The following is a 23,328-nucleotide window of genomic DNA, read 5'->3' as shown; positions in this document are numbered from 1 at the left end:
CGGGGGGAAGGGAAGTACCGAGATGAAGGTCGTGATCTTCTGTGGGGGGCACGGGCTGCGGATGCGCAGCGGCGTGGATTCCGCACCGAAGCCGATGATGACGATCGGCGACCGGCCGGTCCTGTGGCACGTGATGCGGTACTACGCGCACTTCGGTCACACCGAGTTCATCCTGCCGCTGGGGTTCGGCGGGGCCTCGGTGAAGGAGTACTTCCTGCGCTACGAGGAGACCGTCTCCAACGACTTCGTGATGACCAAGGGCGGGCAGCAGATCGAGCTGCTCGAGTCCGACATCAGCGAGTGGAAGATCACCTTCGTCGACACCGGGATCGACACCAGTATCGGTGAGCGGCTGCGCCGGGTCCGCCCGTACCTGGAGGACGACGACGCGTTCCTGGCCAACTACGGCGACGTACTGACCGACGCGCCGATGGACAAGATCGTCGACCACGTGATGACCAGCGACATCACCGCGAGCCTGCTCGCGGTGACACCGCAGGACTCCTTCCACGTGGTCGAGTTCGGCGCCGACTCGCGGGTCACCGGACTGCGCTCGGCCACCGACCTGAACGTCTGGATCAACGGCGGGTACTTCGTCCTCAAGAAGGAGATCTTCGACGTCCTGCACGAGGGCGAGGACCTGGTCGGGGACGCGTTCCCGCGGCTGGCCGCGATCGGCAGGCTGGAGGCGATCCCGCACCACGGGTTCTGGGCGCCGATGGACACGCTCAAGGAGCGCAGCATGCTCGAGGACCTGTACCGCTCCGGCAAGAAGCCGTGGGCATTGTGGAGCCACTCGGCCCGCAACGCCGCCCGGACGGCAGACGTGGTGGCGAGCTGATGCTGCCGTTCCAGCTCGGCCTGATCGACGGGCCGGTCCACCTGGTTGCCTTGGGCGCCCATCCCGACGACATCGAGATCGGCTGCGGCGGCACGCTGCTCAAGCTGGCCGAGTCGGTGCCGGAGCTGTCGGCCGAGTTCGTGATCGCGACCGGTACGCCGGCCCGCCTGGAGGAGGCGCGCCGGGCGGCCGAGCTGTTCCTGCCCGAGTGCGAGGTGACCGTGACGTCGGCGGAGCTCCCGGACGGGCGGCTGCCGGCGTACTGGAACCAGACCAAGGAGTTGCTGGAGGCAACGGCCGGGGGGAGCCGGCGCCCCGACCTGGTGCTGGCGCCGAGCCGGACCGACGCGCACCAGGACCACCGTCTGATCGCCGAGCTGGCGCCGACGGTGTGGCGCAACCACCTGGTGCTGCACTACGAGATCCCCAAGTGGGACGGCGACCTCAGCCGGCCGTGGCTGTACGTCGAACTCACCGAGGACCAGCTCCGGGAGAAGGTCGCGCTGCTGCACAAGGCGTATCCGTCCCAGGTCCCGCACGACTGGTTCGACGAAGAGGTCTTCGCCGGGCTGGCCCGGTTGCGCGGGATGGAATGCCGGGCGCCGTACGCCGAGGCGTACACGACTGCGAAGGCGGTTCTGACGTGGTGATCCTCGCGTGCTCCGGGGGCGGGCGATGAAGGCGACACCGGTCGAGGCGATCGCCGGCGCCTACCTTTTCGAGCCTGTTCCGCACGTCGACGAGCGCGGATTCTTCTCCCGCACCTTCGACGCCGATGTGGTGCGCTCGGTCGGGATCGACCCCGACGCTTTCGTCCAGGACAGCCTGTCACGCTCGGCGAAGGGTGTGCTGCGGGGCATGCATCTGCGCTCCGGCGCGGGTGAGGCAAAGCTTGTGCGCTGCTCGTACGGCGAGGTGCTGGACGTGATCGTCGACCTGAGGCCGGACTCCCCGACGTTCTTGAACCAGGCCAGCTTCGCCCTGACCGGGGACAGCCAGCGCACGCTCTACGTTCCGGCGGGATGTGCGCACGGGTTCCAGGCGCTCACCGAGCCGGCCGATGTGTCGTACCGCATCGATCGCCGGCACGACCCGGCCGAGGATGTCGCGATCGCCTACGACGACCCGGACCTCGCGATCGCCTGGCCGTTGCCGGTCAGTCTGCGCTCGGGCCGGGACGCCGAGGCGGGTTCGCTCGCCGATGCGCTCGCGCTGATTCGCGGTGCCCGCACAGAACGGATCAACCGATGACCCACCAGCATGCGAAACACCGAAGGAGTATCGACGTGGCGAGCCTCAACTGCCGCGGCTGCGGGTCGGTGGACACCGCGCGCGTGATCGACCTCGGAGCGCAGCCGTGCGCCGACTACTTCCCGCCGGTGGACACCACCGGCGAGGACCCGCGCTGGCCGCTGGAGCTGTGGCTGTGCCGGTCCTGCACGCTGGTCCAGCTGGGTCCGGTGGAGCCGCAGATGCCGGAGCCGCCACGGGCGATCGAGTCGGCGACCAGCCTGGCGCACGCCGAGACCTCGGTGAAGGAGATCCTGCGCGACCACCCGGAGATCGCCGGCCGGGTCGTACACGAGTTCGCCAGCCACCATGGCGGCTCGTGGCTGGGTCACCTGCGCGCGGCCGGCTGCCGGACTGCCGAGGGCGACGAGCGCGCCGACCTGGTCGTCGACGTGCACGGCATCGCGCACGAGCCGGCGGTCGGCGAGATGCTCGGTCTCCGCGCGGACCGGCTGGCACCGTCCGGGCTGCTGGTGCTGGAGTTCCACCACCTGCTTCCGCTGGTCGAGGGCAACCAGTTCGACACCATCCGGCACGGCCACTGGTCGTACCTGTCGCTTGGCGCGGTGGTCCGGCTGGCCGCGATCCACGGACTGGTCGTGGTCTCGGTCCGCGAGGTCGACCTGTTCGGCGGCAGCCTGCAGGTGATGCTGCGGCACGAGTCCGCGGGGATCGGCGCCGACGACTCGGTCCGCGACGTGCTGGCCCGCGAGGCGGCGGCCGGCATCGACGGCGAGACGCGCCTGACCACCCTGCACGAGCACGCCGTCGCCGCCGCGACCGCGCTGCACGACCTGCTCGCCGGCTACCAGGCGGACGGCCGCAGCGTCGCTGCCTACGGTGCGCCGTCGAAGGCGCCTGTGCTGCTCGACCTGGCGAAGGTGGGGCCTGACCTGTTGCCGTTCACCGTCGACGCGTCACCGGCCAAGCACGGCCGCCGGATCCCGGGCAGCGGCGTACCGATCCGGTCGGTCGACGACCTGCGCGCTGCGCGGCCGGACGTCGTCCTCGTACTGACCTGGGACATCGTCGACGAGGTGATGTCCCAGCTCGAGGCCGACGGCGCCGGCTGGGGCGCCACGTACGTCGTCCCGCTGCCGGAGCCACACCCCGTCACAGCCGCGGACGCGGTAGGGAGGCGGTAACCATGGGCAAGGCAGGAGTTCTGCTCGACCGGGACGGCACGATCATCGTCGATCACGGTTACGTGGGAACGGTCGACCGGGTCGAGTTCATCCCGGGTTCGATCGTGGCGATCGCCGAGCTCAACCGGGCCGGCGTCCCGGTGGCGGTGGTCACCAACCAGGCCGGCGTCGCCCGCGGTTTCTACGGGATCGAGGACGTCCAGCAGGTGCACAAGCACATGATCGCCGAGCTGGCCCGGCAGGGCGCGCACGTCGATCTGTGGTTGTTCTGCCCGTACCACCCCGACGGCACCGTCGAGTCCTTCGCCCGCACCAGCGCCGATCGTAAGCCGGCCGCGGGGATGGCGCTGGCCGCGGCCGAGTCGCTCGACCTGGACCTCTCGGCGTCCTGGGTGGTGGGCGACAGCAGCGCCGACATCGGCCTCGCCAGGTCTGTCGGCGCATGCCCGGTGCACATCGGCCCAGCAGGTACGGCCGAGCCGGGCGTGACGTCGTACCCGGATCTCGCCGGCGCGGTCGAGTTCATCCTCGGGCAACACGCCGCGAACGGTGCCAACGGCAACAGCCGGCGCAGGTTCCCGGCGCATCGGTTCGACCGGGCCGACGCCTACGGTGGCGAGTACGTCTCCGAACTGTCCCGCGCGTTCGCCACCGTCGATCTGGTTCAGCTCGACCGGGCCGCCGAGATCCTGCTGGCCGCCCACAACCGCGACGCGGCCGTTTTCGCCTGCGGGAACGGCGGGTCGGCGTCGATCGCCAACCACCTGCAGTGCGATCACGTGAAGGGCGTCCGCACCGGCACCGACCTCAACACCCGGGTGTTCAGCCTCAGCACCAACGTGGAGATCTTCAGCGCGATCGCCAACGACATCGGGTACGACGCCGTCTTCGAGTACCAGCTGCAGTCGCAGGCGCGCCCGGGCGACGTACTGATCGCCATCTCGTCGTCGGGCCGGTCGCCGAACATCGTCCGGGCTCTGGAGTGGGCGAACGCGAACGGCCTGTCGACGATCGCGCTGACGGGCTTCGACGGCGAGCCGGCGCGTTCCCTGAGTACGGTCTCGATCCACGTCGACACCCGGAACTACGGGGTCATCGAGGACGCGCACCAGGCCTGCATGCACCTGCTGGCGCAGTACGTGCGTCAGTCCCGGATGGCCGAGACCGAGGTTGCGGCGCATGTCTTCTGAACCGATGCGAGTGGCGATCAACCTGCTCACCGACGATCCGGACAACCCCTCGGGTGCGCACTGGTTCTGGACGCGCGTGATCCCCGAGATGGCTGCCCGGCTCGACGAGGGTGAGGAACTGCACCTGATGGTGAGCCCCCGATCCCGCAAGGACCACGGGAACTACGGTCCGGGCGTCCACTTCCTCACCTTTCCGTGGTCCAACGAGCGGCAGCGGCTGCGCGTGCTCACCGAACAGCTCTATGCCCCGCCGCGACTCCGGGCCGCGCGGATCGACGTGTTCAACACGTTGATCGCCCCGCTGGTGCGGCCGGCCCCGGCGATCGTGGCGCACTTCAAGACCATGCACGCGTTCACCGCGCCCGAGGCGATCAACCCGTTGGTGCGGGCGTACCGGCGGACCAGCTACCCGCACACGGCCAAGGTGGCGGACGCGATCATCATCAATTCCGAGAGCCTGCGTACCGAGGTGCAGACCTACCTGGACGTCGATCCGGCCAAGCTGCGCCTGATCCCGGAAGCCGTCGACCACACCACGTTCCGGCCCGGTGACACCGACGAGGCCCGGACCGAGATCAAGCGGTACGGGGTCGAGCGGCCGTTCGTGCTCTTCGTCTCGTCGTTGTGGCCCTACAAGAACTGTGACGGCCTGTTGCGCGCGTTCGCGCTGGCGCGGCCGCGCCTCGACGGTCACCAGTTGGCCGTGGTGGGCCACGGCCGCGACGTCCAGTACGTCGCGCGCCTGCACGCGTTGGCCGAGGAGCTGGGCATCGCCGACGACGTGGTGTGGGTGGGCGGCGTACGGCTCGAGGAGACCGTGCTCTTCTACCGCGCCGCCGCGGCCTTCGCCTACCCGTCGTTCAACGAGACCTTCGGGCTGCCGATCCTCGAGGCGATGGCGTGCGGATGCCCGGTCGTGACGTCCGACCGCAGCGCGATGGCCGAGACGGCCGGCGATGCGGCACTGCTGGCCGACCCCGAGGACCCGGACTCGCTCGCGGACGCGTTGGTTCGCGCCTGTGGTCCGGAAGGCGACTCGCTGCGGCCGCTCGGCCTGGCCCGCGCGGCGGAGTACTCGTGGGCGCGTACGGGGGAACAGACCCTCGAGGTCTACCGAGAGGTCCATCGGGCCGGAGAGCGGGTGCGGGCATGAGGATCCTGGTGACCGGCGGGGCCGGGTTCATCGGCTCGCACACCTGCGACCGGTTGGTTGCCGAGGGCCACGACGTCACGGTGCTCGACGCACTCACGGCACCGGTGCATCGTGACGGGCGTCCGTCGTACCTGACTCCCGGGGTCGAGCTGTACGTCGGTGACGTGCGCAACCGCGAGCTGCTCGCAAACCTGCTGCGGCGTTGTGATGCGGTGTTCCACTTCGCCGCCTATCAGGACTACCTGACCGACTTCGCCAGGTTCACCGACGTCAACGTCACCTCGACGGCACTGATCTTCGAGATCGCCGTGGCCGAGGGCCTGGATCTCCAGCGCGTGGTGGTGGCGTCCTCGCAGTCCGCGATGGGTGAGGGCCTGTACCACTGCCCGAAGGACGGCGACCAGACGCCGGGCATGCGGCCCGAGTCCGCGCTGCGCCAGGGCCAATGGGAGATCCCGTGCCCGCAGTGCGGCGGCGAGCTCGAGCTACGACGTACGCCGGAGAGCGTGTCCAACCCGCAGAACGCTTACGGCATGTCAAAGTTCGGCGAGGAGATGGTCGCGCTGAACCTCGGGCGCCGCTACGACATCCCGACGGTCGCGCTGCGCTACAGCATCGTGCAGGGGGCTCGCCAGTCGGTCTACAACGCGTACTCCGGGGCGTGCCGGATCTTCAACCTCCACTACCTGCTCGGTAGCGCGCCCGTGCTCTACGAGGACGGCAAGGCCATCCGCGACTACGTCAACATCCACGACGTCGTGGATGCCAACCTCCTCGCGCTGGAAGATCCGCGGGCCGCGGGCAGGGCGTTCAACGTCGGTGGCGGCACGCCGTACACGACCACGGAGTTCGCGGACGTCGTCCGGCGCCAGTACGGCTCGGACGCGCCTCCCGTGGTCAGTGGCGAGTTCCGCTTCGGCGACACCCGCCATATCGTCTCCGACCTCGCGGCACTGGAGGAGCTCGGCTGGAAGCCACGGCGTACGCCGGTCGACTCGGTCGCCGAGTACGCGGACTGGCTCGAGGGACTGCCGGGGCTCGACGAGATCCTCGCGAACGCGAACGCCAAGATGCGTGCGCTCGGAGTCGTCCGGAAGGTGGAGTCGTGAAGGCCTTCGTACTGGCCGCCGGCCTGGGCACGCGGCTGCGCCCACTCACCGACCGGGTTCCGAAGTGCCTGGTCGAGGTCGGCGGACGTCCGATGCTGGACCACTGGCTCGATGCGCTCGCGGCGGCGGGCGTCGACGACGTACTGGTCAACGTGCACCACCTGCACGAGAAGGTCGAGGAGCACGTCGCGGCCCGGGCCGGCAGGCCGCCGTTCGTGCATGTGGTGCACGAGCCCGAGCTGCTCGGTAGTGCTGGAACGCTGCGCGCGAACCGGGACTTCGTGGACGGCGAGTCGCACTTCCTCGCGGTCTATGCCGACAACCTGACGACCTTCGACATCGGGCAGCTGGTGGACGCCCACAGAGACACGCACAGGGCAGCTCCGTCACTCGCCACGATGGCCGTGTTCCACGCACCGCGTCCCGAGCAGTGCGGGATCGTCGAGGTCCAGGACGGACTGGTCGTCCGGTTCGACGAGAAGCCCGAGCACCCACGGAGCGACCTGGCCAACGCCGGTCTGTACGTCTTCGACGCCGCGGTGCTCGATCTCATCGAAGGAGATCCTCCCGTCGACGTGGGCCGGCACCTGCTGCCACAGCTGGTGGGCCGATCACGGGTCGTGGACGTCGGAGACGCCTTCTTCCTCGACATCGGAACCCCGGAAGCGCTCGAGCGGGCACGCCGGCGCTGGCCACGAGGAGCAGAGCGATGATCATCACCCAGACGCCGCTGCGCATCGGCCTCGTCGGCGGAGGCACCGACCTGCCGGGCTACTACCGCGAGCACGGCGGCCGGGTGCTCAACGCCGCGATCGACAAGTACGTGTATGTCGTGGTGAAGCAGCGCTTCGACGACGACATCTACATCAACTACTCCCGCAAGGAGATCGTCAGCCGGGTCGCCGACGTGCAGCACGACCTCGTCCGGGAGGCCATGCACATGGCCGGCATCAAGGGTGGTGTCGAGATCACGACCCTGGCCGACATCCCGTCGAGCGGTTCCGGCCTCGGATCCTCCTCGTCGGTGACCGTAGGCCTGCTGCACGCCCTGTTCGCCTACCAGGGCGTACAGGTCTCCGCCGAGGAGCTGGCCGACCGCGCCTGCACCATCGAGATCGAACGCTGTGGAAAGCCGATCGGCAAGCAGGACCAGTACGCCGCGGCGTACGGCGGCATCTGCGACCTGCGGTTCGGTCCGGGCGACCGGGTCGTGGTGGACCCGATCCGGTTGGAACCGGAGCTGCGCCGCGCCTTCCAGTCCGAGCTGATGCTCTTCTACACCGGTATCACGCGGAGCGCGGACACGATCCTCAAGGAGCAGTCGGCCAACGTCGCCGACCGCCTCGCGCAGCTGGATCTGTTGAAGATGCTGGCCGGCGAGGCCGCCGACGGCCTGCGCAGAGGCGAGACCGAGGCGGTCGGGCAGGCGCTGGGGAAGAGCTGGGAGGCCAAGCGCCAGTTGGCCAGTGGCGTCAGCAGTTCCGAACTCGACCAGGCAGTCGACGCCACTCTCGCCGCCGGAGCGACGGGCGCCAAGATCGCCGGGGCGGGCGGCGGCGGGTTCGTCCTGGTCTGCTGCCCGGTCGAGCACCAGGCCGCCGTTCGGCGCGCGGTTCCCGGGCTGAAGGAGTTTCCGATCAACATCGATCCCCACGGGTCGCGCGTGATCTTCAACGTGCACCGAGACATCTGGGCCTGAGGGGACAGCGGTGAACGCACACTTCCGCCTGAAGCTGGGCGTCCTGCGACGGCACGGAACCACCCACCGACTGGGTTGGGGGCTCGCCGACCAGGCGGTGTCCAGCCTGACCAACTTCCTGGTCGTCCTGCTGGTGGCCCGAGCGCTCGGCCCCAGCGGGTTCGGCATCTTCAGCCTGGCCTACGTGACCTACAGCTTCTCGCTGAACGTCTCGCGCGGCCTGGCCACCGATCCACTGGTGGTTCGGTTCAGCGGCGTCGCGGCCGATGCCTGGCGTGGTGCCGTGCGCAACTCCACTGGTACCGCGCTCGCCGTCGGATGCGTCATCGGTGCCGGTTGCGCGGCGGTGGGCCTCGTACTCGGAGGAACCCTCGGGGCAGCCTTCGTCGTCCTCGGCGTTCTGCTGCCCGGGTTGTTGCTGCAGGACAGTTGGAGGTACGCGTTCTTCGCGTCCGGACAGGGACGCAAGTCGTTCATCAACGACCTTGTCTGGGGGCTGGCACTCGTCCCGTTGATCGCTCTTGCCGGCCACGAGGGTGGGGTGCCCTGGTTCGTGGCGGCTTGGGGAGGAGCCGGCTGCGTCGCGGCACTCCTGGGCATCCTCCAGGCCAGGGTCGTTCCGCGCCCTGCCGGGATCCGGATGTGGCTCACCCAGCAGCGCACACTCGGGTCTCGCTACCTCGTCGAGAACCTGAGCATGAGCACGGTGACCCAGCTGCGCTTCGTCAGCGTAGGAGCGCTCGCGGGCTTGTCGGCCGTCGGCTCGGTGCGGGCTGCCGAGGTCCTGCTCGGGCCGTGGCTCGCGGTCGTGCAGGGCCTGAGCATGGTTGCCGTTCCCGAAGCCGCACGGATGCTGCGCCGCTCGCTCCGCGCCTTCGTCGTCTTCTGCGCGGCGCTGGCGATCGTGCAGGCCGTGGGCGTCGCCCTCTGGGGGCTGACGGTCATGTTCCTGGTACCCGACGCGCTCGGGACCCGGCTGATCGGATCGCTGTGGGCGCCGGCCAAGGCGCTCATGCTTCCTACCACGTTGGCCTTCGTGGGGATCGCGTTCTGGAACGGCGCGGCTGCCGGCCTGCGAGGACTGGCCGCAGCCCCCAGGAGCATGCGGGCCACGTTGATCTGCGCCTGCCTCTACCTGGCCGGAGGTGCCGGGGGCAGCGTCGCGGACGGCGCACTCGGGTCTGCCTGGGGAGTCGCCGCGGCGACCATGCTCGGCAGTGCCGTCTGGTGGCGGCAGTTCCGGGCCGGCCTGCGTGATCGCCGGCAGGCGGACGCGGTGGCCGACCCCACAGTAGCCGGCCCGGCCGACCCGGCCACCCCGCCCACATCGTCCGTACCGGTTCCATCACCATGAAAGCGAGACCATCGTGACCGGCATCCCAAGGCTGACCATCGGCCTTCCCGTGTACAACGGGCAGCGCTATCTCGGCGAGTCGCTCGATGCGTTGCTCGCGCAGAGTTTCACCGACTTCGAGCTGATCATCTCCGACAACGCCTCGACGGACGACACCGAAGAGATCTGCCGCCGGTACGCCGCGCAGGACGAGCGGATCCGGTACGTCCGCCAGCCGCGCAACATCGGCGCCACCCCGAACCACAACTTCGTCATCAGCGAGGCCCGCGCCGAGTACTTCAAGTTCGCGTCCCACGACGACCTGTACGGCCGCGACCTGCTCGCTCGTTGTGTCGAGGCCCTCGACGCGCACCCGGACGTGGTGCTCAGCCATGCGGACATGGCCATCATCGACGAGACCGGGACGATCGTCCGGCGGTACGACTACACCCTGGCCACCGGCTCGGCGGACCCCAAGGAACGTTTCCGGAGCCTGGTCGTCACCGACGGCGCGGACGACGAGTACGGCGTGATCAGAACCCAGGTCGTGCGCAGTATCCGGCCCAAGGACAGCTATCACCACGGCGCCCGGCCGTGGATCGCCGAGCTCGCGTTCCGTGGACGCTTCCACCAGGTCCCCGAGCTCCTGTTCTTCCGCCGGGATCACCCCGAGCGCGGAGACCGGAGAGCGACCATCCCTGCGCTCTGTACCAATCTGGACCCACGGCGGGCCGGCCAGACGACCACTCGACTGGTCGCCGAATACGGGTGGCGATACCTCGAGGCGATCGCCCGGGCACCGCTCTCCCGCGGTGACCGGCTGGCCTGCTACCGGATTCTCGTCTCCCATCTGGCCAGAAGCGGATTCCACCGGGCGATCCACCGAAACGGCGATCCGCTGTTCGTGGCGGGCGGGCCGAAGACACAGGGCGACGCGGCGTTGAAGGCCGCGGGAGGAGCTACCACATCATGACCACGACACAGCCGGTTGGTACCACGTCCGGTGCCGTGCGACCAGGCGACCGGGTGCGGGTCCGCAGCCGGGAGGACATCCTGGCGACTCTGGATGCGAACGGAAGGCTGGACGGGCAGCCGTTCATGCCTGAAATGCTCGAGTTCGCGGGCCGCGAACTGCCGGTGGACAAGATCGCCCACAAGACGTGCGACACCATCAACAGGCCCTCGACCGGTCTGCGCAAGCTCGAGAACACGGTGCACCTCATCGGCGCCCGCTGCGACGGAAGTGCCCATGGCGGTTGCCAGGCTGATTGCCTGCTGTTCTGGCGGGAGGAGTGGTTGGAGACGCCCGAAGGCGTACCGCTCCGAGCGCCGCAGGCCGGAGCGAACCCGGTCGCCACCGAGCAGACCCTGGCCGACGACACTGTCGCCGGAGTCGACGACGACGGCGCGACGCTGTATCGCTGCGCCGCTACCGAGGTCATGCGGGCTTCCAGCCCGCTACCTGCCTTGGAGATGGGGCAGTACGTCGAGGACGTGAGATCGGGCAACTTCAGCGCGCTGTTCGTGATCCGTGGCCTGCTCATCCTGTTCTTCAACAAGTTCCAGGCGTTGAGCCGTCGGCTGCCAAGCCGGCTGCGCATCGCCGACGGCCGCCCGTACCCGTTCTACAAGGGGACCGGTCCGGGCCCGAGACCCGAGCCGTTGCGGCTCCAGCCCGGCGAGCTGGTCGAGGTGAAGAGCAAGGAAGAGATCATGGCCGCGCTGGGCCCGAACAGCAAGAATCGAGGTCTCATCTTCGACGGCGAGATGCTGCCGTTCTGCGGACGCCGGGCCCGGGTTCTGAAGACGGTCGACAAGATCATCGAGGAGCACACCGGCCGAATGATCCACCTGCGCGACTGTGTCATTCTCGATCAGGTCACCTGTGTGGGCAGGTATCACCGATTCTGCCCGCGGGCAATTCACACCTATTGGCGCGAAGCGTGGTTGCGCAGAGTTGACGAACCGAATACGGCCGGCAATGGCCCGTCCGCTCCCAGCTGAATTCACCAGCGGATTTGTCGCCGGCTCTCCGGCCGGCTCAGGCCGCTCAGCGCGGCCGGGTCGGCCAGACGGTCAGGGTGGCGAGCTGCGCCCGCCTCGGCAGTGTCACCGCGGCGACCACCAGTTCGGCCAGGTCCTCCGGCTGGATGAGCGCCTCCGGCGTGTACGGACGGCCCTCGGCGGCGAAGATCCGCTCCTGCAGAGCGGTGGCCGTCCTGCCCACGTGCAGGGTCGTGACCCGGACGCCGTCGGGATTCACCTCGGCCCGCAGGCTGTCGGCGACCGCCCGCATCGCATGGTGGGTCGCCGCGTACTGACCGACGCCTGCGCCGGCGGACAGGCCCTGGGTGGAGTTGACGAACACCACGTCGCCGCGGTCACGCACGAGCATCGGCAGCACCGCCTGGGTGAGCCGGTACGGCATCCGGACGTTGACCTGGTACTGGGCATCGAGCTCGTCCACGCTCGCTGCGCCGATCTCGTCGCGCAGGTAGATACCGGCCGAGTGGACAAGCACATGCAGCCCGCCTTGCGCGGTCTCGGCGAGTTCGGCGAGCTGCTCGATCCGGCCGGCTTCGGTGAGATCGCACGCCAGCGCGACGGTCGGCCGGTCGTGGGCCTCGACGGCGCTGACGGTGTCGGCAAGCCGGCGTTCGTCGCGGCCGACCACGCAGATCGCGGCTCCACAGGCGGCGAGTGCGACGGCGATCGCCCGGCCGATACCGCCGCTGGCGCCGGTGACGATCGCCGCGCGCCCGTCAAGTGCCTTCGCCGGCTTCACCGCGCTCGCCAGGTCGTCGGAATGGGTATCGGAAGACATTGCGGTCATAGTTATTCCGATTTGTTTGAAAAGTGTTGCTGAACTGTAATTTAGCATGTGCGCTGCCGCAGCCGCCTGTCCGAATTCGATACCGTCCGGTTTTCGGCGCGGCGTGAGGTGTAACGTTTCCGGCGCCACGGGGATTTACTGGTAGTGGGCTGCTGAAAGCCCGTCCTAACTCGAGTGGCCGGGGGGCCTACCGATGCATTCTGTGTATTTCGATGCGACGGTCAGTGACGACGATCGCCGCAAGAAGTTGTACGACGGCGATCTGTTCGTCTACTCGCCGCGCCCGTCGACGCTGGCACTCACCGAGTTCGCCGGCGAAATGGCCCGGCAGGCGTTCGCACCGCTGGACCCGGAGACCGCGCAGTTCGACATGGCGGTCGAGGAGTACGCCGCGCTGCTGGCCGAGCTCAAGCCGCGGTTCATCCACCACCCGGAGTCGAAGCGGCTGATCCAGGAGATGCTGGCCGACTTCGGCTGTGACCGGGACCAGACGTACTTCGACGTACCGCGGATGCGGAGCTCGACGTCGAACGACTACCTGACCACCGGGATCGCGTTCGCGTTCCACCCGCACCGCGACACCTGGTACTCCGCGCCGTACGTCCAGCTCAACTGGTGGCTGCCGATCTTCGAGATCAGCGACGACAACGGGCTGGCCTTCCATCCGCGGTACTGGCAGACGCCGGTCAAGAACAGCTCGCGCGTCTACAACTACGCCGAGTGGAACGCGACCAGCCGGCAGATCGCCGCCTCCCAGATCGGCACCGACACCCGGGTCCAGCCGGTGCCGGAGGAAGAGGTGGAGCTGGTGCCGCAGGTCCGGCCGATCTGCAAGCCCGGCGGGATCATCCTGTTCTCCGGGGCCCAGCTGCACTCGAGCGTGCCGAACACGTCGGGGCGGACCCGGTTCAGCATCGATCTGCGTACGGTGCACCTCGGTGACGCGCTGGCCGGCCGGGCGGCGCCGAACATCGACTCGGAGTGCACCGGTACGACGATGGGCGACTACCTCCGGGTCAGCGACCTGGAGCACGTCCCGGCCGAGGTCGTCGAGTCCTTCGACACCCCGAAGGTCGGGGTCGGCTGAGCCCGACCGACCCCGACCTACGCTGCGGCAGATGGGTCCGGCCGGCTCCTGGTGAGCCGGCCGGACCTGCTGTTCTGCTGACATTTCATCGACGTGCCGGCTCCGGCGCGAAGGTTGTCCCCAGGGATCCGGGTCGGTGGTCGCTCGCGACCTGCGTGCGTAGTAATCTTCGGTGACTCGGCGACGACGCGCGGGTTAACAAGGACACTCTGCACGCGGCGCCGGACACTGTAAGTGACGGAGTCGTTGCAGGAGGGAACGGGCCGCTGTGAGCGGAGCAGAAGCGCCGGACGCTGTAGACAGCCGTCGGCCGCTCTGGGTCGTCCCGCACGAGGTTCCGGCGATCGTTCCGTTGTCCTCGCGGTCGACCGAGCCGCGGTGGGTCGGGGTCTACCGGTGGGCCGCGGTCGGCGGAGACCTGCTGGCCGCGATGCTCGGGGTCTCGGTCGCGCTGCTGACCCGCTTCGGGTACCACGTCGGTTCCAGTTATCTCGTGGTGAGCAGCCTGCTGCCGCTGGCCTGGGTCGCGGTGGTCGCGCTCTCCAAGGGGTACGACTCGCGGTTCTACGGGGCCGGGCCGGACGAGTTCCGGTCGCTGCTGCGCGCCGGCGTCGGGCTGACCGCCGCGGTTGCGATGACGTCGTACGTGACCAAGGCCGAGATCGCCCGCGGGTTCGTGGTGCTGGCGATTCCGGTGATGGTGATCGCCGCGCTGCTGCTGCGGTACGCATTGCGGAAGGACCTGCACCGGCACCGGGTCCGGGGTCGCTGTATGCACAGGGTTCTCGTGGTCGGGCGCAGTGGCCCGGCCGCGACGCTGTGTGAGCACCTCGAGAGCCGCCCGACCGACGGCTACCGGGTGGTGGCGACCTGCCGGCCGCGCGGCGAGTCCGGTGAGGTCGAGGCCCTGGACGAGCCCGACATCCTTGCCGCCGCCGATCGGCACGCTGTCGAGGTGGTTGCGATCGCGACCGACCCGGAGCTGGCCGGCCAGTCGTTGCGCCGGCTGTCGTGGGCGCTCGAGCAGCGCGGCGTCGAGCTGATCGTCTCGCCGGGCATCATCGAGGTCGCCGGTCCGCGGATCTCGATCCGCCCGGTCGCCGGCCTGTCCCTGCTGCACCTGGAGCGGCCGTCGGTCAGCGGCGGTCCGCACCTGATGAAGGCCGTTTTCGACCGTGTGGTTGCCCTCGGCATCATTCTGCTGCTGTCGCCGGTGCTGATCGGGCTGGCGCTCGCCGTCACGCTGACCAGCGCCGGGCCGGTGCTGTTCCGGCAGCAGCGGGTCGGCCGCGCCGGCGTCGAGTTCACCATGCTGAAGTTCCGCAGCATGTACGTCGACGCCGAGCAGCGGCTCAGCGACCTGTACGCGTTGAGCGACGGCAACGGCGTGATCTTCAAGATGCGCAACGACCCGCGGATGACGCCGCTCGGCCGGTGGATCCGCCGGTTCTCCCTCGACGAGCTGCCGCAGCTGTTCAACGTACTGCGCGGCGACATGTCGCTGGTCGGGCCGCGGCCGCCGCTGGCCGAGGAGGTCGCGCTGTACGCCGCCGACGACTCGCGGCGGATGCTCGTCAAGCCCGGCATGACCGGCCTGTGGCAGGTCAGCGGCCGCAGCGACCTGTCCTGGGACGAGTCCGTCCGCCTCGACCTGCGGTACGTCGACAACTGGTCGATGACGCTGGACCTGCTGATTCTCTGGAAGACCGTACGCGCGGTGATCTACGGTGCGGGAGCGTACTGAATGGATCTCCATGCCCCGGTGTACGTGGCCGGCCATCGCGGCCTCGTCGGCTCGGCCTTGTGGCGCCGCCTGGAAGCGGCCGGCCACACCAACCTGATCGGCGCGTCGTCGGCCGAGCTCGACCTGCGGGACCGGGCGGCCACGTTCGCGTTCCTGCGGGAGCACCGCCCGGCCGTGGTGATCGACGCCGCGGCCCGGGTCGGCGGCATTCTCGCGAACCGGGACCACCCGACCGAGTTCCTCAGCGACAACCTGCGCATCCAGGTGAACCTGATGGACGCCGCGCTCGAGGTGCGCACACCGCGGCTGCTGTTCCTCGGGTCGTCGTGCATCTACCCGAAGTACGCCGAGCAGCCGATCCGCGAGTCGAGCCTGCTGACCGGTGAGCTGGAGCCGACCAACGACGCGTACGCGATCGCGAAGATCGCCGGCATCATGCAGGTCCAGGCCGTCCGGCGGCAGTACGGCCTGCGCTGGATCTCCGCGATGCCGACGAACCTGTACGGGCCCAACGACAACTTCGATCCGACCAGCTCGCACGTGCTGCCGGCGTTGATCCGCCGCTTCCATGAGGCGCGTGAAGCCGATGCACCCGAGGTGGTGTTGTGGGGGAGTGGGACGCCGAGGCGTGAGTTCCTGCATGTCGACGACCTCGCGGATGCCTGCTTGCACCTACTGGAGCACTACGACGAGCCGGAGCCGATCAACGTCGGTGTCGGCGCCGACGTGACGATCCGCGAACTGGCCGAGCTGGTCGCCCGAACCGTCGGCTATACCGGTGCCCTGAGCAATGACCTGTCCAAGCCGGACGGCACCCCGCGCAAGCTGCTCGACGTGAGCCGGCTGCTCGCGCTCGGCTGGAAACCCTCTGTTTCGCTGGAAGACGGTGTGGCCGCCACCTACCGCTGGTACGTGGAGAACCAATCATGAAAAAGGCCTTCATCACCGGCATCACCGGCCAGGACGGTTCGTACCTGGCCGAACTGCTGCTGTCCAAGGGGTACGAGGTGCACGGCCTGATCCGGCGTGCCAGCACCTTCAACACCAAGCGGATCGATCATCTGTACGAGGATCCGCACGCCCAGGACAAGCGGCTGTTCCTGCACTACGGCGACCTGACCGACGGTTCGCGGCTCGTGACGTTGCTGGCGTCGATCCAGCCGGCCGAGGTGTACCACCTGGCCGCGCAGTCGCACGTCCGGGTGAGCTTCGACGAGCCGGAGTACACCGGTGACACGACCGGGATGGGGACGACGCGGTTGCTCGAGGCGATCCGGATGATCGGGCTGGACTGCCGGTTCTACCAGGCGTCGAGCTCGGAGATGTTCGGCGCGACGCCTCCGCCGCAGAACGAGGACACCCCGTTCTACCCGCGTTCCCCGTACGGCGCCGCGAAGCTCTACGGGTACTGGATGACCCGCAACTACCGCGAGGCGTACGACATGTTCGCGGTGAACGGGATCCTGTTCAACCACGAGTCCCCGCGCCGCGGCGAGACGTTCGTGACCCGGAAGATCACCCGCGCGGTCGCGGCGATCAAGACGGGCCGGCAGGACCGGCTGTACCTGGGCAACCTGGATGCGTGCCGCGACTGGGGATACGCCCCGGAGTACGTCGAGGGCATGTGGCGGATGCTGCAGCACAACACGCCCGCGGATTACGTGATCGCGACCGGTACGTCGTACTCCGTCCGCGACTTCGTCTCGCTGGCGTTCGAGCACGTCGGGCTGGACTGGGAGCAGTACGTCGACCACGACCAGCGGTACGAACGTCCGACCGAGGTCGACTCGCTGATCGGCGACGCGTCCAGAGCTGCCACCGAGCTCGGCTGGAAGGCCCAGGTGCACGTCCCCGAACTGGTCCGCATCATGGTCGACGCCGACCTCGCTGCTGTGAAGGGGGAGGACCGATGACCGAGCTCCGCGCCGAGTCCACCACCGCCACCACCGAGCGAGTCGACGTACTCGGTATCCACGTCAGTGTGACGAACCTCGACCACACGGTCGGTACCTTCGCCGGCTGGATCGAGCGGGGCGAGCGGCAACTTGTCTGTGTCACCGACATGAACGCGCTGCTGCACGCGCGCGCCGACGAGCGGCTGACCGAGGTCTACAACACGTCCGGCCTGACGGTTCCGGACGGGATGCCGCTGGTCTGGGCCGGCCAGAAGGCCGGGTTCGAACAGATGGACCGGGTCGCCGGCCCGGACCTGCTCGAACGGGTGCTCGCCGAGGCGGCGGAGCGCGGCTGGACGCAGTACTTCTACGGCGGCGCCGAGGGCGTGGCCGAGGAACTGCGGCAGCGGTTCCAGGAGCGGCATCCCGCGTTGAAGGTCGTCGGCGTCGAGTGCCCGCCGTACCGGGCCCTGACCGAGGCCGAGGACGCGGCGACGATCGCGCGGATGAACGAGGCCCGTCCGGACATCGTCTGGGTCGGGCTCGGCGCGCCGAAGCAGGAGCGCTGGATGGCGGACCACCGCGACCGGCTGAACGCGACGATCCTGATCGGCGTCGGCGCGGCGTTCGACTTCCACACCGGCCGGCTGGACCGAGCGCCGCGGTGGATGCAGCGCGCCGGGCTCGAGTGGAGCTACCGCCTGTACAAGGAGCCGCGGCGGCTCTGGAAGCGGTACGTGCTGGGCATCCCGCGGTTCTTGCTGGGCGTGCTCCGGCAGCCGCCGCGCCCCGTCTAGATTAGGTTGGGGCGGTGAAGTTCCGGCGGCCGAAGTTGCGTCGGCTGGCCGGACCGGCTGGCCGCGCCTCCTGGGGTTTGGCCGACCAGGCGTTGTCCAGCCTGAGCAACCTCGCCGTCGGCGTGGTCGTCGCCCGCTCGAGTACCGTCGCGGACTTCGGCGTCTACGCCCTCGCCTTCGGCGGCTACACCATCGCCCTCAACGTCTCCCGGGCCGTCTCCACAGAGCCGCTGGCCGTCCGCCACTCCGGCACCCGCACGCCGGAATGGCAACGAGCCGTACGAGCCAGTACGGCCACCGCGATCTTCTGTGGCCTCCTGGCGATGCTGGTCGGCCTCGCGATCGCGGCATTCCCAGGCGTTCCGTCGAAGGGCGTGCTGCTCGCCTTCGCCCTGACCATGCCAGGCCTCCTGCTGCAGGACGCCTGGCGCTGGGCCTTCTTCGTAGTAGGCGAGGGCCAGAAAGCCTTCATCAACGACCTGATCTGGCTACTGGCGATGCTCGCGATCTTCGGCGGCCTCTACCTGACCAGGACCACCTCGGCTTTCACACTGACGTTCGCCTGGGGTCTCGGGGCGGTGATCGCCGCGATCGCCGGCCGTTTCCAGGCGGGCGTCGCGCCGCGCCGGCAACTGATCCGCGAGTGGGTGAAGCGGAACTGGGACCTCAGCCCGAAGTACGTCGGGGAGATGCTCGCGGTCTCCGGCACCATCCAGGTCTACATGCTCGGTATCACGGCCGCCGCCGGGCTGGTCGCGACCGCGGGCATCCGCGGCGCCCAGGTCCTGCTCGGCCCGGTCAACGTGCTGAACCAGGGGATCCGGATGATCTCGGTCCCCGAGGCGTCGCGGGCGCTGAAGCACTCGTACCGCCGCCTGTGGCTGGCCGGCCTGGCGATCTCGTTCGGCATCGGCGCCGGCGCGCTGGCCTGGGGCGCGGTCTTCCTGCTGCTACCGGCCGTCGTCGGCCGCGAACTGCTCGGCCCGGGCGTCTGGAACCAGGCGCACGCCGTACTGGTCCCGGTCATCCTGCTGCAGGCCCTCGGCGCCTCGAACGCGGGCGCCTTCGCCATTCTCCGCGCGCTGACGGCCGCCACCCGCGGCCTGCGCGTACGCCTGATCTCGTCGGTCGTACTGATCACCTGCGGGATCACCGGCGCGTACCTGTGGGGCCCGAAGGGCGCGGCGTGGGGGCTGGCCGGCGCCTCGTTCGCCACCTTGCTGCTGTGGTGGAACGAGGCACACCGGGCGATCGCCGCCCACCGCCGCGCCGCTGCTGCTGCCTAGGGGATCTTGATGCTGGCGGAAGCGCCCTTCATGATGTTCCGCCCGTCGTGCACCTCGACGTGGTACGTGTACGTCGATCCGCGCTGGAGGCCGCGGTCGACGACCTGGTACGTCTTCCGGGGCTGCCAGAAGTACGTCGTCAGCCGTTGCGAGCCGATGTTCAGCGAGCCACGGAACACGTTGTACGTCAGCGTCAGGTTGTCCAGGTCGTACGAGTCGCCGTACGTCACGTACACCCGGCCGCTCGAGGTGGCGGTCAGCGTCGGCGCCTTCGGTACGGCCGGAGCCGCGCCGCCGGGGGTGTTCGTGAACCGGGTGATGCCGACCTGGAGCTGGCCGTTGACGTGCAGGAAGTCGCCGCCGACCCACAGGTCGCTGTCGGTACCGGCCATCGCCAGCGGGCCGACCTTCGTGGTGCTCTTCAGGTTCGCGTCGGTGTTCGGGAACCAGGACCCGAGGTAGCCGTTGACCGTGCTCTCGACCAGCAGGTAGTGCGTCCCGGTGCCGTTGCCGAAGCCGTTCGGGGTCGAGCTGCAGTCGTGCGCGTGCGAGCCCTTGTACAGCCAGTTGCCGATCGCCTTGATCGCTTCGGTCGCGCCGAGGCACTTGTTCTGCCAGAGCAGTTTGCCGGTCGAGACCGAGGCGGCGAGGACGCCGTCGTAGCAGCCGGAACCGTCACCGCCGTTGGACACGTACACGTTGTCGCCGAGGGTGTCGATGTCCTTGACCCGGGTCGTGCAGGTCGCGGTCGGCTTCGGGATCGCCGCGGCGGCCGGGAACGTGAACGCCGCGCCGGAGGTGTTGTTCAGCATCGCCAGCGAGTAGTGGTCCTTGCCGTTGATCGTGCTGAACGGACCGCCGACGAACACCCGGGTGCCGTTGTCGGACACGTCGATCGCGTACACGTCGTCGTTGGCGTTCGGGTTCCACGGCAGCAGGTCGCCCTGGATCAGCCGGACCGCGCCGAGCCGGTTGCGGACCGCGCCGTCGATCTTGCCGAACGCGCCGCCGATGAACACGCTGTTGCCGTAGATGGCCAGCGCCTTCACCCGGGCCGTGACGACCGGGTCCCAGGCGGCGACCAGCTTGCCGGTGGCGACCGAGAACATCGCGATCTTGCTGCGCCGGACCCCGTTGACCATCGTGAAGTCGCCGCCGACCACCACCCACTTGCCGTCCGGGCTGGTGGCGATCGCGTACACCGGACCGTTCAGTACCGGTGCGAACGCGGTCGGCGCTCCGGTCGTGCGGTTGAACGCGGCGACGTACGAACGCTGGGTCTCCGGCGCCTGACCGGACGCCTTGCCCGGCTGGCGGAGTCTGGTGAACAGACCACCCGCGTACACCGTGTTCCCGGCGATCGCCAGCGCGTTCACGCTGTTGTTGGTCTGCCACGACGGCTGCTTGATCGCTGACACCGCCGTCGCGAATCCCGGGGTCGCCGCCTGCACAGGCGGTCCCGACGGGATCAGCGCCGCGGCCAGAACGGCCGCACCGGTGACAAGGGCCAGCACTAACTTCTTCATTTATGTCCTAACACAGGCGGGGCCTCACAGCGCGTGCCTCATCACGCGCCAGCGTCGGACACTAGCGCTGCCGGGGGCCCACTGGAAGCGGGCCCCCGGTTCGCGTTATGACTTTGTGCCAGAGAAGCCTTTTCACCTGGCCGCGTAGTGAGACTGCACCTGCAGAGAGGACAGCGCGTACGGGTACACGGCCGCCTCGTCGATTCCCATACCGGTCTGGGTCGCTCCGGCGCCGGGCCACGTGCCCGCCAGGTCATAGCCGACGCGCCACCACCCGTAGTACACCGACGCGGAACCCACGAGCGCGCTACCGCTCAGCACACCGTCGACGTACAGCTTCATGCTGCCGTTGTCGTACGTACCGACGACCTGGTGCCAGTTGCCGTCGTTGTTGCCCGACGGGCTGGTCAGCGTCCGCTGCGCGCCGTCGTTGACGCCGAACACGATCGAACCGTTCGTCCGCATGTACAGCATCCGGTCGCCGCCGCCACCGCTGCTCCCGGTCTTCGAGTTGCCGAAGCCGATGATCCGGCCGCCGTTGCCGAACCCGCTCTGCTTGACCCAGGCCTCGACGGTGAACTGCTGCGGCATGCTGTACGCCTTCTCGCCGACCATCCGGCCTTGGGTCGTGCTGGCGGTCATCGCGGTGTTGCCCGCGATCGCACCGGCGCTGCCGAGCGTGACACCGGTGAAGGCGCCGTTGTTGCTCTGCCCGGAGGAGTCCACCGAGGTCGTCGTACCGGCCGGCTCACCGAGCCGCCAGTACGCCTGCGGACCGTCCGAGCTGACGAGCTGGTCGTACGCCGTGGACGCCGTCGAGGCGACCGTGATCGGGTCCGAGTAGTTGCCGCGGATCGTCGTACTGCCGTCGGTGACCTCGACGCGGTAGTTCGTCACGTCACCCGGAGCCGAGGACGTGTCGGTGTAGCTCAGCCACGGCTGGTTCCACGGCGTGGACTGGGCGGTCCACGTCGCGATCGTGGCGTTGCTGAAGCCCTTCAGCAGCCGGTACGTCAGCGTGCTGTCGTCGTTGTCCACCACAGTCGGGAAGTGGATCTGCACGACGCCCGGCTGGACGCTGTACGGAAGCAGCTTGGCCGGCTTGGCCGGAGCCGCGCCGGGCAGCGCGTTGGTGAAGTGGGTCAGGCCCTGTTGGGCGACACCGTTGACGTGCAGGAAGTCGCCGCCGGCCCACAGGTCGCTGCCGCCGGTCGCGAACGCCAGCGGGCCGACGTTCGTGACGCTGTTCGGGTCGGCGTCGGTGTTCGGGAACCACGGGCCGAGCGTGCCGTCGGTCAGCTTCTCCGACAGCAGGAAGTGGTACCCGAAGCCCTGCGGGAAGCCGCCGGCGCCTTGGTTGGCGCAGTCGTGCGCGTGCGAGCCCTTGTACAGCCAGCCGCTCACGACCTTGACCGCCTCGGTCGCGCCGAGGCACTGGTTCTTCCACTTGAGCGTGTTGGTCGCGATGTCGACCGCCCAGGTGCCGTCGAAGCACCCGCCGCCGTCGCCGCCGTTCCCGAAGTACACCGTGTCGCCGCTGGCGTCGATCGTCTTCACCCGGGTCGTGCAGGACCCGTTCGGCAGCGGTACTGCGGAGGCGCCGGGGAAGGGCAGTACCGCGCCGGTCACCGGGTCGAGGCTGGTCACGGTGTTCTGGTTGGTGCCGTTGACCGTACTGAACTGGCCGCCGGCGTACACCTTCGAGGCGTCGTCGGCGGCGTCCACCGCGTACACGTCGCCGTTCACGTCCGGCGCCCACGGCAGCAGCGTGCCGGTGTCGGTGGTCACCGCGGCGAGCCGGTTGCGGGTCACGTTGTTCACCAGGCCGAACGAGCCGCCGAAGTACACCGTCGTGCCGGAGACGGCGATGGTCTTCACCCGGTACGACACCGAGGGCTTCCAGTCCGCCACAAGGGCGCCGGTGGCCGTGTCGAAGGCGGCGATCCGGTTCCGGGTCTGGCCGTTGACCGTGGTGAAGTCGCCGCCGACGAAGATCCGGGAGCCGTCCGCCGAGGCGGCGACCGCGTAGACCTGGCCGTTCAGCACCGGGTTGAACGCGGTGACCAGCGCACCGGTGGTCTGGTCGAAGGCGGCCAGGTATGCCTGGCCGACCTCGCCCGTCCCGGCGGCGGCGCCCGGCGGGCGGACGCTGGTGAAGCGGCCCCCGGCGTACGCCTTGCCGTCGGCAACCGCCAGGCCCTGGACGCTGGCGTTGGTCTGCCAGGTCGAGCTGCTGGTTGCCGCGAGCGATGCTTCCACGCTCTGCGCCGGCGGCGCGATGAGCAGCGTTCCTGCGATTGCCAGTAACGTCCCGGCGATCCCCAGCCGCGTGAACAGCCGTCGTTTCGTCAATGTCCCCCCTAGGACACAATCCGGCGCTGTCTCACGGCGCCGTACCCC

Annotated in this window: 21 protein-coding genes; 18 read left to right on the top strand and 3 right to left on the bottom strand. The window is 69.0% G+C overall.

Annotation, left to right across the window (positions count from 1 at the left end):
• Positions 1-22: 22 nt before the first annotated feature.
• Genes ACZ5BU_RS15010 through ACZ5BU_RS14955 form a run of 12 tightly spaced genes read left to right on the top strand, consistent with a single transcriptional unit; the run spans position 23 to position 11,764 of the window.
• Positions 23-841, top strand: a complete 819-nt coding sequence (locus tag ACZ5BU_RS15010) for a sugar phosphate nucleotidyltransferase (RefSeq protein WP_465699147.1) — start codon at positions 23-25, stop codon at positions 839-841.
• Complete coding sequence (locus ACZ5BU_RS15005) at positions 778-1,491, top strand: PIG-L deacetylase family protein (protein WP_465699145.1); 714 nt, start codon at positions 778-780, stop codon at positions 1,489-1,491. Before ACZ5BU_RS15010 ends, ACZ5BU_RS15005 begins: the two co-directional genes overlap by 64 nt.
• Positions 1,492-1,516: 25 nt before the next feature.
• A complete protein-coding gene (locus tag ACZ5BU_RS15000) occupies positions 1,517-2,092 on the top strand; it encodes a dTDP-4-dehydrorhamnose 3,5-epimerase family protein (protein ID WP_465699143.1) in 576 nt (191 codons plus the stop codon).
• A 35-nt stretch (positions 2,093-2,127) separates the two neighbouring features.
• Positions 2,128-3,276 (top strand): methyltransferase C-terminal domain-containing protein, encoded by a 1,149-nt coding sequence (locus ACZ5BU_RS14995; RefSeq protein ID WP_465699141.1) that lies wholly within the window; start codon positions 2,128-2,130, stop codon positions 3,274-3,276.
• 2 nt (positions 3,277-3,278) lie between these two features.
• Positions 3,279-4,466 (top strand): HAD-IIIA family hydrolase, encoded by a 1,188-nt coding sequence (locus ACZ5BU_RS14990; protein WP_465699139.1) that lies wholly within the window; start codon positions 3,279-3,281, stop codon positions 4,464-4,466.
• On the top strand, positions 4,456-5,619 hold the full coding sequence (locus ACZ5BU_RS14985) for a glycosyltransferase family 4 protein (protein ID WP_465699137.1): 1,164 nt from the start codon (positions 4,456-4,458) through the stop codon (positions 5,617-5,619). Before ACZ5BU_RS14990 ends, ACZ5BU_RS14985 begins: the two co-directional genes overlap by 11 nt.
• Positions 5,616-6,728, top strand: coding sequence for an NAD-dependent epimerase/dehydratase family protein (locus ACZ5BU_RS14980; protein ID WP_465699135.1), 1,113 nt, complete (start codon positions 5,616-5,618; stop codon positions 6,726-6,728). Before ACZ5BU_RS14985 ends, ACZ5BU_RS14980 begins: the two co-directional genes overlap by 4 nt.
• Positions 6,725-7,441, top strand: a complete 717-nt coding sequence (locus ACZ5BU_RS14975; RefSeq protein WP_465699133.1) for a nucleotidyltransferase family protein — start codon at positions 6,725-6,727, stop codon at positions 7,439-7,441. The genes ACZ5BU_RS14980 and ACZ5BU_RS14975 overlap by 4 nt, the downstream gene beginning before the upstream one ends.
• On the top strand, positions 7,438-8,427 hold the full coding sequence (locus tag ACZ5BU_RS14970; protein ID WP_465699131.1) for a GHMP family kinase ATP-binding protein: 990 nt from the start codon (positions 7,438-7,440) through the stop codon (positions 8,425-8,427). Before ACZ5BU_RS14975 ends, ACZ5BU_RS14970 begins: the two co-directional genes overlap by 4 nt.
• A gap of 10 nt (positions 8,428-8,437) precedes the next feature.
• Positions 8,438-9,781: a hypothetical protein gene (locus ACZ5BU_RS14965; RefSeq protein ID WP_465699129.1), complete on the top strand. Its 1,344-nt coding sequence runs from the start codon at positions 8,438-8,440 to the stop codon at positions 9,779-9,781.
• A gap of 13 nt (positions 9,782-9,794) precedes the next feature.
• Complete coding sequence (locus ACZ5BU_RS14960) at positions 9,795-10,733, top strand: glycosyltransferase family 2 protein (RefSeq protein WP_465699127.1); 939 nt, start codon at positions 9,795-9,797, stop codon at positions 10,731-10,733.
• Positions 10,730-11,764, top strand: a complete 1,035-nt coding sequence (locus tag ACZ5BU_RS14955) for a hypothetical protein (protein ID WP_465699125.1) — start codon at positions 10,730-10,732, stop codon at positions 11,762-11,764. Before ACZ5BU_RS14960 ends, ACZ5BU_RS14955 begins: the two co-directional genes overlap by 4 nt.
• A gap of 46 nt (positions 11,765-11,810) precedes the next feature.
• Here the strand turns inward: ACZ5BU_RS14955 and ACZ5BU_RS14950 are convergent, their stop codons facing one another.
• On the bottom strand, positions 11,811-12,584 hold the full coding sequence (locus tag ACZ5BU_RS14950) for an SDR family oxidoreductase (RefSeq protein WP_465699124.1): 774 nt from the start codon (positions 12,582-12,584) through the stop codon (positions 11,811-11,813).
• A gap of 202 nt (positions 12,585-12,786) precedes the next feature.
• Here ACZ5BU_RS14950 and ACZ5BU_RS14945 point away from each other — a divergent pair, with 202 nt between their 5' ends.
• The 6 genes from ACZ5BU_RS14945 (at position 12,787) to ACZ5BU_RS14920 (ending at position 19,402) form a co-directional block, all read left to right on the top strand.
• Positions 12,787-13,680, top strand: coding sequence for a phytanoyl-CoA dioxygenase family protein (locus ACZ5BU_RS14945; protein WP_465699122.1), 894 nt, complete (start codon positions 12,787-12,789; stop codon positions 13,678-13,680).
• Positions 13,681-13,948: 268 nt separating this feature from the next.
• On the top strand, positions 13,949-15,424 hold the full coding sequence (locus ACZ5BU_RS14940; RefSeq protein WP_465699120.1) for a sugar transferase: 1,476 nt from the start codon (positions 13,949-13,951) through the stop codon (positions 15,422-15,424).
• Positions 15,425-16,354 (top strand): GDP-L-fucose synthase family protein, encoded by a 930-nt coding sequence (locus tag ACZ5BU_RS14935; RefSeq protein WP_465699118.1) that lies wholly within the window; start codon positions 15,425-15,427, stop codon positions 16,352-16,354.
• Complete coding sequence (gene gmd, locus ACZ5BU_RS14930) at positions 16,351-17,337, top strand: GDP-mannose 4,6-dehydratase (protein WP_465699116.1); 987 nt, start codon at positions 16,351-16,353, stop codon at positions 17,335-17,337. Before ACZ5BU_RS14935 ends, gmd begins: the two co-directional genes overlap by 4 nt.
• Positions 17,334-18,116, top strand: a complete 783-nt coding sequence (locus ACZ5BU_RS14925; protein WP_465699115.1) for a WecB/TagA/CpsF family glycosyltransferase — start codon at positions 17,334-17,336, stop codon at positions 18,114-18,116. The genes gmd and ACZ5BU_RS14925 overlap by 4 nt, the downstream gene beginning before the upstream one ends.
• A gap of 14 nt (positions 18,117-18,130) precedes the next feature.
• A complete protein-coding gene (locus tag ACZ5BU_RS14920) occupies positions 18,131-19,402 on the top strand; it encodes a hypothetical protein (RefSeq protein ID WP_465699113.1) in 1,272 nt (423 codons plus the stop codon).
• Here ACZ5BU_RS14920 and ACZ5BU_RS14915 read toward each other — a convergent pair.
• Both ACZ5BU_RS14915 and ACZ5BU_RS14910 read right to left on the bottom strand, forming a co-directional pair.
• Positions 19,399-20,928 (bottom strand): fibronectin type III domain-containing protein, encoded by a 1,530-nt coding sequence (locus ACZ5BU_RS14915; protein ID WP_465699111.1) that lies wholly within the window; start codon positions 20,926-20,928, stop codon positions 19,399-19,401. The genes ACZ5BU_RS14920 and ACZ5BU_RS14915 overlap by 4 nt on opposite strands.
• Before the next feature lie 132 nt (positions 20,929-21,060).
• Positions 21,061-23,280 carry a LamG-like jellyroll fold domain-containing protein gene (locus tag ACZ5BU_RS14910; protein ID WP_465699109.1) on the bottom strand — a complete coding sequence of 740 codons (2,220 nt, stop codon included), beginning with the start codon at positions 23,278-23,280 and terminating at the stop codon, positions 21,061-21,063.
• Positions 23,281-23,328 lie beyond the last annotated feature (48 nt).

Source organism: Kribbella sp. NPDC031520 (assembly GCF_055580825.1).
Note: the sequence above shows the minus strand (reverse complement) of the source record. Positions and strands in the feature narration are given on the sequence as shown.

Excerpts from the sequence above, each read along its gene's own strand:
- ACZ5BU_RS14955 (WP_465699125.1), top strand. The coding sequence starts at position 10,730 with ATGACCACGACACAGCCGGTTGGTACCACGTCCGGTGCCGTGCGACCA.
- ACZ5BU_RS14970 (WP_465699131.1), top strand. The coding sequence starts at position 7,438 with ATGATCATCACCCAGACGCCGCTGCGCATCGGCCTCGTCGGCGGAGGC.
- ACZ5BU_RS15000 (WP_465699143.1), top strand. The coding sequence starts at position 1,517 with ATGAAGGCGACACCGGTCGAGGCGATCGCCGGCGCCTACCTTTTCGAG.
- ACZ5BU_RS15010 (WP_465699147.1), top strand. The coding sequence starts at position 23 with ATGAAGGTCGTGATCTTCTGTGGGGGGCACGGGCTGCGGATGCGCAGC.
- ACZ5BU_RS14945 (WP_465699122.1), top strand. The coding sequence starts at position 12,787 with ATGCATTCTGTGTATTTCGATGCGACGGTCAGTGACGACGATCGCCGC.
- ACZ5BU_RS14985 (WP_465699137.1), top strand. The coding sequence starts at position 4,456 with ATGTCTTCTGAACCGATGCGAGTGGCGATCAACCTGCTCACCGACGAT.
- ACZ5BU_RS14925 (WP_465699115.1), top strand. The coding sequence starts at position 17,334 with ATGACCGAGCTCCGCGCCGAGTCCACCACCGCCACCACCGAGCGAGTC.
- gmd (WP_465699116.1), top strand. The coding sequence starts at position 16,351 with ATGAAAAAGGCCTTCATCACCGGCATCACCGGCCAGGACGGTTCGTAC.
- ACZ5BU_RS14915 (WP_465699111.1), bottom strand. The coding sequence starts at position 20,928 with ATGAAGAAGTTAGTGCTGGCCCTTGTCACCGGTGCGGCCGTTCTGGCC.
- ACZ5BU_RS14935 (WP_465699118.1), top strand. The coding sequence starts at position 15,425 with ATGGATCTCCATGCCCCGGTGTACGTGGCCGGCCATCGCGGCCTCGTC.
- ACZ5BU_RS14990 (WP_465699139.1), top strand. The coding sequence starts at position 3,279 with ATGGGCAAGGCAGGAGTTCTGCTCGACCGGGACGGCACGATCATCGTC.
- ACZ5BU_RS14950 (WP_465699124.1), bottom strand. The coding sequence starts at position 12,584 with ATGTCTTCCGATACCCATTCCGACGACCTGGCGAGCGCGGTGAAGCCG.
- ACZ5BU_RS14980 (WP_465699135.1), top strand. The coding sequence starts at position 5,616 with ATGAGGATCCTGGTGACCGGCGGGGCCGGGTTCATCGGCTCGCACACC.